Consider the following 16,072-nt stretch of genomic DNA (forward strand, 5'->3'; position numbering starts at 1 on the left):
TTTGTCTGTACATTTGACGCATCCCGCCCCGCGAAGTTACGTTGAGCCATGCGCTTTGTCCTCTTGTGCCTGAGCCTGACGCTCTCTGCCACCCCCTCTTGGTCACAAGAGGCGATTGGCCTTGCGGCCCCGGCAGAGGTTAAAGACTCCGGCTTGTTGCAACATATCCTTCCTCGCTTCTCTCTCAAGACCGGGATCCGTGTTATTGCAGACGACGCCGGGGTCATGGTGCTGGAAACCGCGCCGCCCGGTGATCCTGTTTTTGCCCGCAACGACGTGATCTATCACCTGCGTATCGAAGACAACGACCGCCAGTCCCGTTTTCTTGAATGGCTGAAGTCGGATATCGGCAAGCGCACGGTGGAAAGCTTTGCTCCGGCAGACGGTGGGCCCTACTCTGCCAATTTTGATATTGCCGTGGTTGAGTCCGGTGACATCGTCGAGGGCGACACCCAACTTGGCGAGGAACTTTCGATGACCCATTGCGGACGCTGTCATGTCATCGGGCCAAGGAACCGCATGAATGGCCTGGGGTCGACCCCCTCTTTCGCCGTTCTGCGCGCAATGCCCGACTGGTCGCAGCGATTCGAAGCGTTTTTCGCCCTGAACCCCCACCCCGCATTCACACAGATCGACGGTCTGACCCCGCCTTTCGATCCCGAACGCCCGTCTCCTATTCACCCGGTTGAGATGACATTGGACGATCTTGACGCGATCCTGGCGTTCGTATCGCGCATCGACGCTGCGGATCTGGGTGCACCCCTGAAACTTCAGTGATCCTTTCTGTCTGAATAGTAATCCTCGGTCGTGACGACCCGAGGCTTGGGCTTTGACTGGAAAGGATTGTCTTGCTGTTGGAACTGCACGTTCACCCGGCAATTGTCACACATCTGGATCATCCGCGCCTGATCCGACGTCGCGAACATCGGATGCGTGCCCGAAAGCTTCTCCATGATCCGCTCAACGGTGGATTTCACGCCGAACAATGCCCCGCATTCCACGCAAGCAAAAGGTTCTTCTTCGTTCAGAACCTGCTGTGACAGGGCCGCATCGCTGAGATCAAGTTGTGGAACAAGCGTTATCGCATCCTCGGGGCATATGGTCTTGCACATCCCGCATTGCAGACAGGCATCTTGCTGGAAGTTCAATTGCGGCTTGTCCGGATTGTCGATCAACGCACCGGATGGGCACAGCGACACACAGCTGAGGCACAGGGTGCAGCTGTCGGTATTCACTGCAACCGCCCCGTAAGGCGCATTTTCGGGCAGCAGCAAAGGCGATTCAGCCTGCGGGTTCAGCGCCTGTGCTGCCAGCCGCGCGATTTGCCGGCGATTGCCCATAGGCAAGACCGGATCGGACAAAGGCCGGGGCACCGCTTGCCCGTACAGCAGATCGGACATCGCATCGGGGTCTGCTTCGTCAACCAGGCCTATACCCTCGGGGCCAGCAATTGCATGTGCCAATTCAAGCTCCCGGTTCAACGCCTCGCGTTCAGTCGTCGGCGCCAACAGCACATCCACCCGCGCGAACCCATGCGCCAGAGCAGCCAGCATCTCGGCATGGCCAAAGCCAGATATCACATTCAATTCCAATGGGATCACGTCCGAAGGTAATCCACGCCCGAAACGCGCCGCCAACCGGATCATTTCGGCCCCGTGGGCGTCATGTACAAGCAACCGAGGCGTGGTGCCGCCAGCCCGTCGAAAAGTGCGAGCCAGAATATGCATCCGCGACAACAGCGCCGAAACAGGTGGGTCTTCATAGGTTATGGCCGTTGAAGGGCACAGCGCGGCGCAAGCACCACAGCCTGCACATACCATCGGGTCAATCGCCACATGCTCGCCCGCCGGGGAAATCGCACCGGTTGGGCAGATATCCAGACAATTGGTACAGCCCACCTGCTCGGCCCGGGAATGGGCACACAGGGTTTCTTCCACCCGCACATAAAGTGGCTTTTCGAATGTCCCCACCAATTGCGCGGCTTCAAAAGCCAGACGCTCCACGGAAACCGCATCCCTGGGATCAGCCCGCAAATAGCCTTCGCGCTTGTCCGGGGCTTGAACAAAGGGCGTGTCTCCTGCCAGATCAATGACAATGTCACACGATGAAAGCGCACCGTCCTTTGGATCGGTCCAAGCAAACGCGCCGCGCCCACCGGGCACGACTTGCTGAAGCGCGTCCAGACGCAACGAAAACCCACCAAGCGCACCGGAAACCGAACGCAGCCGCCCCCGCACCACGTCATAGGCGCGCGACAGGGGCTCTGACAAATCGGTCGTCATGACGGTCACTGCCAACGTATCCGCCAGACGCTCTGCCAGATCAAAGGCCACCGCACCGGGTCCGATGATGAAACAGGTGCCTTCACTGAAGACATCCACGCTGGGTGTGACCGGTTGCGCCAGAACGGCCTCGGCCGCCAAAGCGGCCATCTTGGGGGTCGCATCCGCACCTTGGTCTGACCACCCGGCCCGATCGCGCAGATCGACAAATCCGGGCACGTCGATATTCAGGTCTTCGGCCAGTGACCTGAAAACGTCATGCTCTTGCGCACAAGCGATGACGGTATCACCTTCTTTCATCAAGGCAGCGGCGGACTGCAACTCATCGGTACAAAGCGCCGTATGCAACCTAGAACAGGCAACGCCGCAGGCGCTTTCGATCTTGTCCGGATCGATTGCCTGTGTTCCGGCGCAATCACATAGCAGTAGTTTCGTGGCCATATCCTCTCCTCGGGCAACCGTCCCGGTTCAATCCACACTAGGCTGTACCCCCGGGAAAGCAACTTCAACCCCTTGCCGCGTTTCCTGCATAGGGTTGAATTTCGGCAATAAATGCCACGAAACACAAGCATTCACAGGCCTGCTCACGCAGTTGCTACCCTGGACTACGACCAAAGTCGTAGAGCTTAGGCTTGGCACACAGCCAGTTTGTGTACCATAGTGGACTTGGAAAGGCAGGGGAGAGCCTTTCGGGGAGGAGCCAGTGGCCAAGGCCGCAAGCCAGACTGAAATGCCGGTTGGCGTCATCGTGCGCAAGACACCCGGGGTCACACGGTGGGCCCGGTGGAACTGGCGCGCTGTGGCCCTTTTACCCGGCGCGGGGCCGACCGACTGGCAGGAACTGCGCCGCGAAGGCGATGCCGTCGAGTATCACGCGGCCACCTTGCCCCTGACGCTCTGGGCAGATGAAACCGAAGCCTACATGGTTAACTTGTCGGATGGGCAGCCTTCGCTGTACCTTGTGCTGCGGGACGAACTGAAAGGCGAAACTCCCCTGAATGCAGTTCTGATCACCGCCTCTCCGTTCGAGGGGCAGGATTACGCGGATACCGGTGAAGAAATTGTCGAGAAGATCCCGATGACTGAAGGGCTGATTGCCTGGGTCCGCGATTTTACTTTGAAACATCATCAGCACGAAGTTTTCGTCAAGCGCCGCCGCGACAAGAAGCGGACAGATCTGGTTGAAGACGGTAAGGGTGATGCTCGTATCCGGCAGACGTCGGACGTGTATCGCGCCCCGAGAAAGGCGCTGCAATGAACCGGCCCGATGATTTCTGGTCTCGCCGAAAGGCCGCCGTTCACGCCGAAGCCGAGGCCGAGGCACTGGCCCTTGAAGAACAGGCGATCGCAGAACGGCAAGCGGAGCTGGAAGAAAAGGATGACGCCGAGATCCTCGCCGAGTTCAACCTTCCCGACCCAGAGACCCTGCAACCCGGCGACGATGTTTCGGGCTTCATGGCCAAGGCCGTGCCTGATCGCCTGCGCCGTCGGGCTTTGCGTCGGCTGTGGCGGCTGAACCCGGTTCTGGCCAATGTCGACGGGCTGGTTGATTACGGCGAGGACTACACCGATGCGGCCTGCGTGATCGAAAACATGCAAACCGCCTATCAGGTTGGAAAAGGTATGCTGGCACATATCGAAGCACTGGCGGCCCACGCGGAAGAGATCAAAGACGATGCTGCTGAAAGCGAAGGCGATACGCGCGCTGAACCCGAGGCCGAGCCGGTCGAACCCGATACCGGGCCCGAGCCGGTTTCCGTCGCCCGCGCGGACGAGCCGGAAGAAATCGACCTTCCCCCGGCGCCACGTCGTATGACATTTGAATTTGAAGGATGACCGAATGACCGCAAGTGACGCGCACACTCTGGACGTTTCAGCCGAGGATCGCCTGCGCGCGGATTTCTACAACTTTCTGGGCTTGCTGCTGGCCGGTCCACCCGACCAGATGCTGCTGGATCAAATGGCGGGCCTCAGCGGTGATGACACTGATCTTGGTCAGGCCATCCAGGCCATGGCGCGGGTTGCAAAGGTCACCAAGCCCGCCGCCGCGGAACGGGAATTCAATGCATTGTTCATCGGTTTGGGTCGGGGCGAATTGCTGCCCTATGCCAGCTTCTACCTCACGGGTTTTCTGAACGAGAAACCTCTGGCGCAGCTTCGCAATGACATGGCGGTGCGCGGGATCACACGCGCCCAGAACGTGTTCGAGCCCGAGGACAACATCGCCTCATTGATGGAGATGATGGCAGGCATGATCGTTGGGCGTTTTGGCAGCCCGGCATCGCTTGAAGACCAGAAAGCATTCTGGAGCAAACATATCGGCCCATGGGCCGCACATTTCTATTCGGATTTGGAAGCTGCTGAAAACTCGGTTCTCTATGCATCCGTCGGCACCGCCGGTCGGGTATTCATGGAGATCGAGCGCGAAGCGTTCCGGATGACAGCGGGGTAGCCCGCACATCGCCGGTGCCCCGTGGGCACCAAACCGCAATTGGGACAGGAGGAGCCCATGAGCAAGACCAAGGAAGAAGGCGCCACACGCCGCGACTTCCTCAAACTGGCCGGAACCGCAGCGCCTGCTGCTGTTGCCGCCGCCAGCCTGACCGGGAAAGCCGAAGCGGCCGAAGCGCCGACAGACGATACCCGCATCCAGGATACCGCGCATACACGCGCCTACATCGAAAGCACCCGGTTCTAGGATCGGACGTTTTCACACCCGACTGACGGTTGCGATTGGCCCCGACGTCGGCTTCAGCAGTACCAAGCCAGCCGTGGCATACACGGCGCGCAAGGGAGGAAACAAATGCTTAGGAAAAAGACCAACGGGGTTGCGAGACGCCCCCAGCGGACAAGTATCCTGTCCCAGGTCGGCGAGAAAACCGTCGATCGCCGCGCATTCCTGCGTGGCTCGGGCCTGACGATCGGCGGCCTTGCCGCGATCAGCGCCACGGGTGGAACCGTGACGCCAGCCAGCGCCCAGACCGCAGCCAACACGGCTGTCGAGAACATCAAATCCGTCTGCACGCATTGTTCGGTCGGTTGCACGGTGGTTGCCGAAGTTCAGAACGGCGTCTGGATCGGGCAGGAGCCCGGCTGGGACAGTCCGTTCAACCTGGGCGCCCATTGCGCCAAGGGTGCCGCCGTTCGCGAGCACGCCCATGGCGAGCGCCGCCTGAAATATCCGATGAAAAAGGAAGGCGGAGAGTGGAAGCGCATCAGCTGGGAAGAGGCGATCAACGAGATCGGCGACGGCATGATGAGCATCCGCGAAGAATCCGGGCCTGACAGCGTGTACTGGCTGGGTTCCGCCAAGCACAACAACGAACAGGCCTATCTGTTCCGCAAGTTCGCCGCCTACTGGGGCACGAACAACGTGGACCATCAGGCCCGGATCTGCCACTCAACCACGGTTGCTGGCGTTGCGAATACATGGGGCTACGGCGCCATGACCAACAGCTACAACGACATGCACAACAGCAAGGCGATCTTCATCATCGGCGGCAACCCTGCCGAGGCGCATCCCGTCTCGCTGCTGCATATTCTGCGCGCAAAAGAGCAGAACAACGCCCCGCTGATCGTCTGCGATCCGCGCTTTACGCGTACCGCGGCGCATGCGGATGAATATGTCCGCTTCCGCCCCGGCACGGACGTTGCGCTGATCTGGGGTATCCTGTGGCACATCTTCGACAACGGTTGGGAAGACAAGGAATTCATCCGCACCCGTGTCTGGGGCATGGATCAGATCCGCGAGGAAGTTGCCAAGTGGAACCCGGATGAGGTGGAACGTGTCACCGGCACTCCGGGGTCGCAGTTGAAGCGGGTTGCCCGCACGATGGCCAACAACCGTCCCGGAACGGTTGTCTGGTGCATGGGCGGGACGCAGCATACCAACGGCAACAACAACACCCGCGCGTACTGCGTACTTCAGCTTGCACTGGGCAACATGGGAACCTCGGGTGGTGGCACCAACATCTTCCGCGGTCATGACAATGTTCAGGGCGCAACGGACCTTGGTGTTCTTTCCCATACCCTGCCCGGCTATTATGGCCTGTCCGCAGGCGCATGGGGTCACTGGGCCCGCGTCTGGGGCGAAGAACCTGAATGGCTGGCCGGTCAATTCGCCACGATCAAGGACAAGGACGGCAAGGACAAACCGCTGCAGAACGAGCGCGGCATTCCTGTTTCTCGCTGGATTGACGGTGTTCTGGAAGACCCGGCCAACATGGATCAGGACAACAATGTCCGCGCCATGGTTCTGTGGGGCCACGCGCCCAACTCGCAGACCCGGATGACGGAAATGAAGACGGCGATGGAAAAGCTGGACATGCTGGTCGTGATCGACCCGTATCCCACCGTTTCCGCCGTTTTGCATGACCGTACCGATGGCGTCTACCTGTTGCCCGCCTGTACGCAGTTCGAAACCCGTGGCTCGGTCACGGCTTCGAACCGGTCGTTGCAGTGGCGCGACAAGGTGGTCGATCCGCTGTTCGAAAGCCTGCCGGACGAGGTCATCATGGCCAAATTCGCCAACAAATTCGGCTGGGCGGACCGGTTCTTCCGCAATATCGAGATGGAAGACCCCGAAACCCCGAATGTTGAAAGCATCACGCGTGAGTTCAACTCGGGCCTCTGGACCATCGGCTATACCGGTCAGTCGCCGGAACGTCTGAAAAGCCATATGGCCAACCAGCACACGTTCGACAGAACCACGCTGCAAGCCATTGGTGGACCAAACGACGGCGAATATTACGGTCTACCGTGGCCCTGTTGGGGCACACCGGAAATGGGCCATACGGGGACACCAAACCTCTATGACATGTCCAAACCGGTGGCTGAAGGCGGCCTGACCTTCCGCGCCCGTTTCGGCGTGGAACGCGACGGCGACAACCTGCTGGCCGAAGGGGTCTATAGCGTTGGATCGGAAATTCAGGATGGATACCCTGAGTTTACGATGCAGATGCTGATGGATCTTGGCTGGGACGGTGATCTGACGGCCGAGGAACGCGCGGCCATCGACGCCGTGGCCGGACCAAAGACCAACTGGAAAACCGACCTGTCCGGCGGCATCCAGCGGGTCGCGATCGCACATGGCTGTGCGCCCTTCGGGAACGCCAAGGCCCGCGCGGTTGTCTGGACCTTCCCGGATCCGATCCCACTGCATCGCGAGCCGCTCTATACCAATCGGCGCGATCTGGTGGCGGATTATCCCACCTACGAGGACCGTCAGGCCTATCGCCTGCCCACCCTTTATGCTTCGATCCAGAAGAACGACTTTTCAAAGGATTACCCGATAATCCTTACGTCTGGTCGTCTGGTCGAATATGAAGGCGGCGGTGACGAAACCAGGTCGAATCCGTGGTTGGCCGAGCTTCAGCAGGACATGTTCGTCGAGATCAACCCGCGTGATGCCAACAACCTTGGCATTCGGGACGGATCACAGGTCTGGGTCGAAGGCCCCGAGGGCGGCAAGGTCAAGGTGATGGCGATGCTGACCAACAGGGTCGGTGCCGGCGTGGCCTTCATGCCGTTCCACTTCGGCGGCCATTTCCAGGGCGAGGACCTGAGGGAGAAATACCCCAAAGGTGCAGACCCCTATGTGCTGGGTGAAAGTACCAACACCGCCCAGACCTATGGCTATGATTCAGTGACCCAGATGCAGGAGACCAAGGCGACTCTCTGCAAGATCTGGGCAGCGTAAGGAGGACGATAAATGGCTAGAGCAAAGTTTCTCTGCGACGCTGAACGCTGCATCGAGTGCAACGCCTGCGTAACCGCGTGTAAGAACGAACACGAGGTGCCGTGGGGCATCAACCGCCGCAGGGTGGTGACGATCAATGACGGCAACCCGGGCGAACGCTCGATCTCGGTCGCCTGTATGCATTGTTCGGATGCGCCTTGCATGGCGGTGTGCCCGGTCGACTGCTTCTATCAGAACGAAGAAGGGGTCGTGCTGCACTCCAAGGACCTGTGCATTGGCTGCGGCTATTGCTTCTATGCGTGCCCCTTCGGCGCGCCGCAATATCCGCAGGCGGGTAACTTCGGATCGCGCGGCAAGATGGACAAATGTACCTTCTGCGCCGGCGGCCCCGAGGAAACGCACTCGACCGCAGAGTTCGCCAAATACGGTCGCAACCGGATCGCCGAGGGCAAGCTGCCCATCTGCGCCGAAATGTGTTCCACCAAGGCCCTGCTGGCCGGTGACGGCGACGTGGTTTCCGCAGTTTACCGTGAACGCGTCGTGGCGCGCGGTTTCGGCTCGGGCGCCTGGGGCTGGGGCACGGCCTACGACCAGAAAGACGGCTGAAATCCGGCTTTTGACAAAACAGCCTCCCGCCATTTGCGGGGGGCTTTTCAGGTGATGTGATCGGGGATCCGTTTCCTGCAACGTCACAGCAAACGTATTTGAGAGGCATGCATGACCAATGATGTTTACTGGCTGCTGAAGCTTGACCTCAATCTGGATAAAAAGGATGAGTTCGAAGCGCTTATGGCGGAAATGGTCGCGGCCACGCTGCAAGAAACCGGCGCCATAAGCTATGAATGGCACATGACCGGTTCGGCTGTTCATATCTACGAACGCTATGCCAGTTCCGAAGATGCCATGATACATATGCAAAATTTTGGTGCTAACTTCGCTGAACGGTTTCTGGCCCTTCTGACGCCAGTGGGGTTGGACGTGTATGGTCCGGCCAAGGATGATCTTCGCGAAGCGCTCACGCCAGTCGGCGCCGTTTTTCACCAGCAAATCGGTGGATTTGACCGCTGATATGAAAATGCACAGGAGGATATCCCTATGCGTCTGTTTCAGTTTCTGCTCGTTTCGATTTTTCTGACCGGAGCCGCATGGGCGCAAGAGACCTCTGAACCCACGGCGGATGAGCGCACCTCGACCGGCGGAGCGACAACGCTGGAAGATATTCTTGCCCGGCAGCGTGGTGAAACCGTCGACAACAGCTATCGTTCCGAGAACACGGGTCAGGGCAATGCCGAGGGGTTGCTGGGGCAGCTTGGCACGCGGGGTGTGGCCTCGGACAGTGACGTGTATCGCGCTTTGCGCTATGGCTCGGCTGATGTGACGGTGTCTTCTCATGGTCCGGCAGACAGCGTGCTGATACAGGATGGCGGCATGTGGTGGCTGACCTTCCGCACCGGACCGCTGCGCGAATACGGCACCTATATCATTGCCGGGATGCTGGGCATCATCCTGTTGTTTTTCCTGATCCGAGGCAAAATTCGCATCGACGGTGAAAAAACCGGCCGCACGGTCACACGTTTCAACGGGTTCGAGCGGTTCGGCCATTGGCTGTTTGCCGGGTCGTTCCTGATCCTTGGCGTCACGGGCCTGCTGACGCTTTATGGGCGCGACTTCCTGATCCCGGTTTTCGGGAAAGAGGGCTTTGCGGCCCTCGCACAGGGCTGCAAGTGGTTGCACAACAATCTGGCCTGGGCCTTCATGCTGGGCCTGATCATCGTCACGGTAAACTGGATTGCCCATAACATCCCCAACCGCGTCGATCTGAAATGGCTGGCCGCAGGTGGCGGGTTGTTCACCAAGAACAGCCACCCGCCGGCAAAGAAGTTCAACGCCGGTCAAAAGATCATATTCTGGGCCTGCATCCTGCTGGGCGTCTCCATCAGCCTGTCAGGCCTGTCGCTGTTGTTCCCGTTCGAGATGCCCTTGTTTGCCAAAACCTTCCAGATCGCCAATTCGACCGGTATTCCGCAAATGATGGGCCTGAACCTGCCGGAGCAGATGTCGCCGCAGGAAGAAATGCAATATGCTCAGGTCTGGCACGTGATGGTTGCTTATGTGTTCATTGCGATCATCGTGGCGCATATCTATCTCGGCTCTGTCGGAATGGAGGGCGCCTTTGACGCCATGGGCACCGGCGAGGTCGAAGAACAATGGGCCCGTGAACACCACTCTTTGTGGCTGGAAGAAGTTCAGGAAAAAGAGGCAGGCAAAACCGCCGCCTCGCCTGCTGAATAGATGCGAGGGCTGGTTCTGGCCCTGGCGCTGATCCCTCTGCCCGCCTCGGCCGAATTCTTCACGCTCAAGGGACATGGCGGCCCAATCATGGGGATCGCCACAGCCCCGGACGGGCGTATCGCAACAGCCAGTTTCGACAATTCCGTCGGACTGTGGGCTGATCGGACCCCCGAATGGCTGGAAGGTCACGAAGCCGCCGTGAACGCCGTTGCCTTCAATGGCACGGCCATCTACTCGGCCGGAGATGACTTCACCCTGCGCAAGTGGCCCGGTGGCGACGTGGTTGGGCGACATCAGGGCAAGATCGTGGGTCTGGCAGCGTCCAAGACCCACGTCGCAACCGCCAGTTGGGACGGAACGATTGGGCTTTGGCCCGTGAACGGAGCCGCGCCCACAACTCTCGGGCCAACCGGAAGCGGTGTGAACGCCGTGGTGTTTTCTTCTGACGGCACACGGCTTTATTCCGCAGGCATGGATGGGTCGCTGCGCATTTGGGACATCTCGAACGGGCAAGAGATCAACCGGCTCATCGAACACGGGTTCGGCATCAACGAACTGGTCCTGAATGAACAGGACGACTGGATCGCTTACGGTGCCGTTGACGGAGTGACCCGAATTCTGGACCTTTCCACCGGTGAAGAACGCGATTTCACTCTGGATCGTCGCCCGATCCTTGCCATGGCGCTCAGTCCGGATAGTCGGTTTCTGGCCGTGGGCGACGGCGAAGGCTATATTATGGTCATCGATACCTCGGACTGGCGCATCGCACAGGACTTTCGTGCAACGTTGCGAGGACCAGTCTGGGCCCTAGCCTTTTCGGTCGATGGTGAAAACATCCATGCTGGCGGGATCGACGAGGCCATGTACAGTTGGCCGGTCACCGCCTCGTCCGACCGGCAACAGATGGCTTCTGCCGAGCCGAGTTTTCTGCAAAACCCCGACGAGATGGACAATGGTGAGCGTCAGTTCGCGCGGAAATGTTCGATCTGTCACAGCCTCACCCCCAACAGTCAGCGCCGCGCAGGCCCCTCCTTGCACGGGGTTTTCGGCAGACGCGCGGGCACGTTACCGGGATATTTGTACTCGGATACGCTGCAAGGCTCTGATATCATTTGGAATGACGAAACAATAAATGCTCTTTTCGACGAAGGGCCTGACCATTACATTCCGGGGTCCAAGATGCCGATGCAGCGAATTACACAAGCTCAGGATCGTCAGGATCTTATTGCTTTTCTGCGCCGCGCAACGGGTGCCCGGAACTGAACAGGAGGAGACCATGAAAGCCTTTCTTGCCGCGGTCGCCGCAATGGTCGTCATTGCAGTGGCAGCCCCTGTCGTGCTGGATCGGATCGGTTTCACCGCCGCCGATGCCACGTCCGGCTCTGCCGTGCGCCTCGACTGAATGTCACAATACCTGACCACCCGCGAACTGGCCGATCTGCTGCGCATCGGCGAGCGCAAGGCCTATGATCTTGCCTCCTCGGGCGAGGTGCCCTGTGTTCGCGCCATGGGCAAACTGCTGTTCCCGCGCGCCGAAATCATTGCCTGGCTCAACGCGTCGCGATCCGGTCCGCAGGTGGCCGAACCGCCTCTGCCTCCGATTGTAGCAGGCAGCCATGATCCTCTGTTGGACTGGGCGCTGCGTGAAAGCGGATCGGGGCTTGCCACCTATTACGACGGCTCCTTTGACGGGCTGACACGGCTGAGCGAACGCAGCGCACAAGCGGCTGTATTGCACATCCACGAAGACGGAGGGTTCAACGAAAAATCCCTGCGGGACGCCTTGGGCGAAGGGCCGGTGGTGTTGTATGAAATCGCCCGGCGCCAGCGCGGGCTGCTTCTTGCCCCGGGCATATCGGATATCAAAACGTTCAAGGATCTCAAATCGCGCCGCGTGATCATGCGTCAGGACAGTGCGGCCAGCCAACACCTGTTCGACAGCCAGCTGGAAGCCCATGGCATGAGCCGAGACGATCTGGACGCGACCCCCGGCTGCGCACGCACGGAAGAGGAACTGGCCATCGCCCTTCACGGCGAAAAGGCCGAGGCCGGCTTTGGGCTGGGGGCTTTGGCAGGGCTTTACAACCTGGGTTTCGTCCCCACCCATTCCGAGAGGCTGGATCTGGCGATTTGGCGCAGGTCATATTTTGATCCGCCAATGCAGAAACTGATAACGCTGCTGCGCTCGGATCAATTTGCGCAAAGGGCCCGTGAATTCGGTGGCTACGACCTGTCGGGCCTGGGCACGATCCACCACAACGGTGCCAGCGGTTGAGCCCTCATCCGCCTTTTACCTTGTCAGGATGCGCCCGCCGCAGGCCGGCTTAGTCGGCGTTCGGAAAGAACACCTGCTGCCCGTCCAGCCTGAACGACGCAATCGCCTCCTGCCCGTCCGGCCCCGTCAGCCAGTCGATGAAACGCTGGCCGGCCGTCGCCCGCACATGCGCGTGCTTGTCAGGGTTTACAAGAATCACGCCGTATTGATTGAACAGGCGCGGATCCCCTTCGACCAATACCTCAAGATTTCCGCGGTTCCCAAAAGACAGCCACGTGGCCCGATCCGTCAGCGTATAGGCATCCATTCCACTGGCCACGTTCAGCGTCGCCCCCATACCAGATCCGGTCTCGCGATACCACGTACCCGAAGCTTCGGTAGGGTCCAGCCCGGCCGCGGACCAATAGCCCAGTTCAGCCTTGTGTGTTCCGCTGTCGTCACCGCGTGATGCAAACGGCGCTTCGGCCTCGGCGATTTTCGACAGCGCGGCCAACACATCGGCGCCGCCGCGAATTCCGGCAGGGTCAGACTTGGGACCGACCAGAACGAAATCATTGTACATCAGATCCTTCCGCTCTACGCCCCAACCGTCAGCAACGAATTTCTCCTCGGCTGGTTTGGAGTGAACCAAAAGAACATCCCCGTCCCCGTTGATGGCGTTGCGAATGGCCTGACCGGTTCCAACCGCCACGACACGGACATCGATACCTGAATCGGCTTCGAACCACGGCAGAATGTATTCCAACAGTCCCGAGTTCTGTGTGGACGTGGTCGACTGCACCACAATAAACGGCTCTTCCGCCGAAACCGCGCTGGTCAACAGGCCCAAAGCCACCGCCGCTGCCCGAATTGCTTTTCGGAACATCACTCTCTCCGCTTTCTCAGTTTCAAGTAACCAATCCGCCCGCTAAATAGCGGCGCGACGCATCGCTTTCGGGTGAATCCAAAACCTGTTTTGCCACACCATGTTCCACGATATGCCCGCCCTGCATCATGACCACGTCCGAGGCCAAACGACGTGCTTGACCGATATCATGCGTCACCATCACGATCCGCACAGCCCGAGCCGATGCCCGCAATATCATTCGTTCGATCATCTGGGTCGCGCTGGGATCCAGAGCGCTGGTGGGCTCGTCCAGAAACAAGGTCTCGGGGTCCAGCGCCAGCGCACGGAGAATCGCCAATCGCTGCGCTTCTCCCCCGGACAATGACCGCGCGGGTTGTCTGGCCTTGCCGTCCAGCCCGCCTTCGGCCAGCAATTCGGCGATACGGGCCTTACGGGCCCTTCGCCCCATGCCTTGACGCTTGAGAACGAAGTCAAGGTTTGCCGCAACCGATCGACGCAGCAGAACCGGTTTCTGAAACACCATGGCCTGGCGGGCTTTCTGTGCCGCGCCCAGCGGTTTTCCATCCTGGACGACCTGTCCCCGATCCGGCGTGATCAGCCCGTGAAGACAGCGCAGCAGCAGGCTTTTGCCTGCACCGTTGGGGCCAAGAATCAAGGTTGGCCCCGGCCCATCCAGAACCAATGACGAGACATCCAACAACGCCTTGCCGTTACTGCGGATTTGCAGGTTCTCGACCTTCAGGCAATTCACCGCGTCGCAGAACAGGTCACGCATGACGCACCCCTTCCCGTTCGGCCCGCAGGCTGACCGCGCTGACCATCGCGTTCACGGCCACCGCGATCCCGATCAGAATTGCCCCCAGCGCCAGAGCCAGCGCCAGATTTCCCTTCGACGTCTCCAACGCGATCGTCGTCGTCATCACGCGCGTCACATGATTGATGTTGCCGCCCACGATGATCACCGCGCCGACCTCGGCAATGGCGCGCCCAAACCCCGCAAGCAAGGCGGTAACCAGTGCCAGCCGCGCATCCCAGAGAAGCACGGGAACCGATGCAAGCCGCGACACGCCCAGTGATCGCAGCTGTTCGGAATATTCCTCGGCCAGCATTTCGACCACCTGCCGGGTCAATGCCGCGATAATGGGAGTGACCAACACGACCTGCGCAATGATCATGGCCGTCGGGGTATACAAAAGCTCTAGCACACCCAACGGGCCCGAGCGGGACAGCATCAGATAGACCAGCAGCCCCACGACCACGGGCGGGAACCCCATCAGGGCATTCATCAGAACGATCAGCATCCGCCGCCCCGGAAACCTGGCCACAGCCAGAGCGGCACCGACGGGCATGCCGATCAGGGCAGAAATCAGAACCGCAAACACGGATACTTTCAGGGACAACAGCACAATCGCCCACAGCTCTGAGTCTCCCTCAAAGATCAGCGCGATGGCAGAGTTGAATTCTGATGCAAATCCCTGCATTTAATCCCGTGAAATTCACATTTCGTATGAAATGCGTTCGTTTACAGGCAAATACTACTCTGATTTCAGGTCGAGTACAGACACATATCCGGCATTTAGAATGAAAAACGCGGCCCCGCTTGGGACCGCGCTTCAATTCCCTAAGGAAAGGCTGAGATCAATTCAGTGCAGCATCGGTGATCTGATGTGTCCAGGCCCCTTCGGGCTTTTTGGTAATAACCGGATCAGACCCGCCTGCCAGCAATGTGTTGACGGTGCGGTCGAAATCAGCCGGGTCCAGCGCGCCGTTCGACCCTGCGGTCAACTTGGCGATCTCACCCATCATACGCTTTTGGTGCTCTTCCGTCTGGGCACCGGTTGCATCGTTTTCCAGAACGATTTCCGCCGCTTCGTCCGGGTTCTCCTCGGCATATTTCCATCCCTTCATCGACGCGCGAACAAACCGCTCCATCTTGTCGGCGAAAGCCGCGTCGCTCAGGTTCTCTTCCAGCACATAGAGACCGTCTTCCAGCGTTGCCACGCCCTGGTCTTCGTATTTGAAGGTCACCAGCTCATCCGGGCTGACACCGGCATCGATGACCTGCCAGTATTCATTGTAGGTCATGGTGCTGATGCAATCCGCCTGACGCTGAAGCAACGGGTCGACGTTGAAGCCCTGCTTCAGAACTTCCACTCCGTTTTCGCTTTTGCCATCGGTGCTGATGCCCAACTGGCTCATCCAGCTCATGAAGGGAAACTCGTTGCCAAAGAACCAGACACCCAGCGTGCGGTTCTTGAGGTCTTCGGGCGACGAGATCCCGGCGTCTTTCCAGCAGGTCAGCATCATGCCCGAGCTTTTGAACGGTTGCGCGATGTTCACCAGCGGCAGCCCTTTTTCACGGGCAGCCAGCGCGGCAGGCATCCATTCGACGGTCACATCGGCGCCACCGCCTGCAATCACTTGCGTCGGAGCGATGTCAGGCCCGCCGGGCAGAATGGTGACGTCCAGCCCCTCTTCTTCGTAAAAGCCCTTGTCCTTGGCAACATAATAGCCCGCGAACTGTGCTTGCGTGACCCATTTCAGTTGCAATGTCACCTCATCCGCCGCCAGCGCCGCACTGGCTGCCAGGCTAAAGGCGGCAACCGCCCCGCTGAGTAGCTTGTTCATCTTCATTTCTCCTAGTTGCTTGTTGTGCCCCAATTTCGGGGTCTGTTGAT

At 59.5% G+C, this 16,072-nt stretch carries 17 protein-coding genes; 12 read left to right on the top strand and 5 right to left on the bottom strand.

The window, feature by feature from the left end:
- The first annotated feature begins 48 nt into the window (after window positions 1-48).
- Window positions 49-777 carry a c-type cytochrome gene (locus ACR0C6_RS06220; RefSeq protein ID WP_480444872.1) on the top strand — a complete coding sequence of 243 codons (729 nt, stop codon included), beginning with the start codon at window positions 49-51 and terminating at the stop codon, window positions 775-777.
- On the opposite strand, the gene ACR0C6_RS06225 is transcribed toward ACR0C6_RS06220, so the two are convergent.
- Entirely contained in the window at window positions 771-2,723 is a 1,953-nt protein-coding gene (locus ACR0C6_RS06225; RefSeq protein WP_480618671.1) for a 4Fe-4S binding protein, read from the bottom strand. The two genes, ACR0C6_RS06220 and ACR0C6_RS06225, sit on opposite strands and share 7 nt — an antisense overlap.
- A gap of 262 nt (window positions 2,724-2,985) precedes the next feature.
- Here ACR0C6_RS06225 and ACR0C6_RS06230 point away from each other — a divergent pair, with 262 nt between their 5' ends.
- From ACR0C6_RS06230 to ACR0C6_RS06280, 11 genes are all read left to right on the top strand, one after another.
- On the top strand, window positions 2,986-3,540 hold the full coding sequence (locus ACR0C6_RS06230; protein WP_480618672.1) for a DUF3305 domain-containing protein: 555 nt from the start codon (window positions 2,986-2,988) through the stop codon (window positions 3,538-3,540).
- Window positions 3,537-4,118 carry a DUF3306 domain-containing protein gene (locus ACR0C6_RS06235; RefSeq protein ID WP_480618673.1) on the top strand — a complete coding sequence of 194 codons (582 nt, stop codon included), beginning with the start codon at window positions 3,537-3,539 and terminating at the stop codon, window positions 4,116-4,118. Before ACR0C6_RS06230 ends, ACR0C6_RS06235 begins: the two co-directional genes overlap by 4 nt.
- 4 nt (window positions 4,119-4,122) lie before the next feature.
- Complete coding sequence (locus tag ACR0C6_RS06240; RefSeq protein WP_171231802.1) at window positions 4,123-4,734, top strand: TorD/DmsD family molecular chaperone; 612 nt, start codon at window positions 4,123-4,125, stop codon at window positions 4,732-4,734.
- A gap of 57 nt (window positions 4,735-4,791) precedes the next feature.
- Window positions 4,792-4,980, top strand: a complete 189-nt coding sequence (locus ACR0C6_RS06245; protein ID WP_171116379.1) for a ubiquinol-cytochrome c reductase iron-sulfur subunit N-terminal domain-containing protein — start codon at window positions 4,792-4,794, stop codon at window positions 4,978-4,980.
- A 105-nt stretch (window positions 4,981-5,085) separates the two neighbouring features.
- On the top strand, window positions 5,086-7,980 hold the full coding sequence (locus tag ACR0C6_RS06250) for a formate dehydrogenase subunit alpha (RefSeq protein WP_152457710.1): 2,895 nt from the start codon (window positions 5,086-5,088) through the stop codon (window positions 7,978-7,980).
- Window positions 7,981-7,992: 12 nt separating this feature from the next.
- On the top strand, window positions 7,993-8,586 hold the full coding sequence (gene fdh3B / locus ACR0C6_RS06255; protein ID WP_010439472.1) for a formate dehydrogenase FDH3 subunit beta: 594 nt from the start codon (window positions 7,993-7,995) through the stop codon (window positions 8,584-8,586).
- Window positions 8,587-8,697: 111 nt separating this feature from the next.
- Complete coding sequence (locus ACR0C6_RS06260) at window positions 8,698-9,048, top strand: putative quinol monooxygenase (protein ID WP_480444868.1); 351 nt, start codon at window positions 8,698-8,700, stop codon at window positions 9,046-9,048.
- Between the two features lie 27 nt (window positions 9,049-9,075).
- On the top strand, window positions 9,076-10,272 hold the full coding sequence (locus ACR0C6_RS06265; RefSeq protein WP_480444867.1) for a formate dehydrogenase subunit gamma: 1,197 nt from the start codon (window positions 9,076-9,078) through the stop codon (window positions 10,270-10,272).
- Window positions 10,273-11,535, top strand: a complete 1,263-nt coding sequence (locus tag ACR0C6_RS06270) for a c-type cytochrome (RefSeq protein ID WP_480444865.1) — start codon at window positions 10,273-10,275, stop codon at window positions 11,533-11,535.
- A 13-nt stretch (window positions 11,536-11,548) separates the two neighbouring features.
- Window positions 11,549-11,674, top strand: a complete 126-nt coding sequence (locus tag ACR0C6_RS06275) for a hypothetical protein (RefSeq protein ID WP_256367747.1) — start codon at window positions 11,549-11,551, stop codon at window positions 11,672-11,674.
- On the top strand, window positions 11,675-12,547 hold the full coding sequence (locus tag ACR0C6_RS06280) for a substrate-binding domain-containing protein (protein ID WP_480444864.1): 873 nt from the start codon (window positions 11,675-11,677) through the stop codon (window positions 12,545-12,547). It abuts the gene before it with no gap.
- Between the two features lie 49 nt (window positions 12,548-12,596).
- Here ACR0C6_RS06280 and ACR0C6_RS06285 read toward each other — a convergent pair whose 3' ends face one another.
- From ACR0C6_RS06285 to ACR0C6_RS06300, 4 genes are all read right to left on the bottom strand, one after another.
- Window positions 12,597-13,412 (bottom strand): ABC transporter substrate-binding protein, encoded by an 816-nt coding sequence (locus ACR0C6_RS06285; protein ID WP_171228562.1) that lies wholly within the window; start codon window positions 13,410-13,412, stop codon window positions 12,597-12,599.
- A 22-nt stretch (window positions 13,413-13,434) separates the two neighbouring features.
- Window positions 13,435-14,169 carry an ATP-binding cassette domain-containing protein gene (locus ACR0C6_RS06290; RefSeq protein WP_480618674.1) on the bottom strand — a complete coding sequence of 245 codons (735 nt, stop codon included), beginning with the start codon at window positions 14,167-14,169 and terminating at the stop codon, window positions 13,435-13,437.
- Complete coding sequence (locus ACR0C6_RS06295; RefSeq protein ID WP_171228560.1) at window positions 14,162-14,875, bottom strand: ABC transporter permease; 714 nt, start codon at window positions 14,873-14,875, stop codon at window positions 14,162-14,164. The genes ACR0C6_RS06290 and ACR0C6_RS06295 overlap by 8 nt, the downstream gene beginning before the upstream one ends.
- 157 nt (window positions 14,876-15,032) lie before the next feature.
- A complete protein-coding gene (locus tag ACR0C6_RS06300; protein WP_152457702.1) occupies window positions 15,033-16,022 on the bottom strand; it encodes an ABC transporter substrate-binding protein in 990 nt (329 codons plus the stop codon).
- Window positions 16,023-16,072: the final 50 nt, after the last annotated feature.

The sequence above is a fragment of the Ruegeria sp. AL12 genome, from assembly GCF_056540885.1.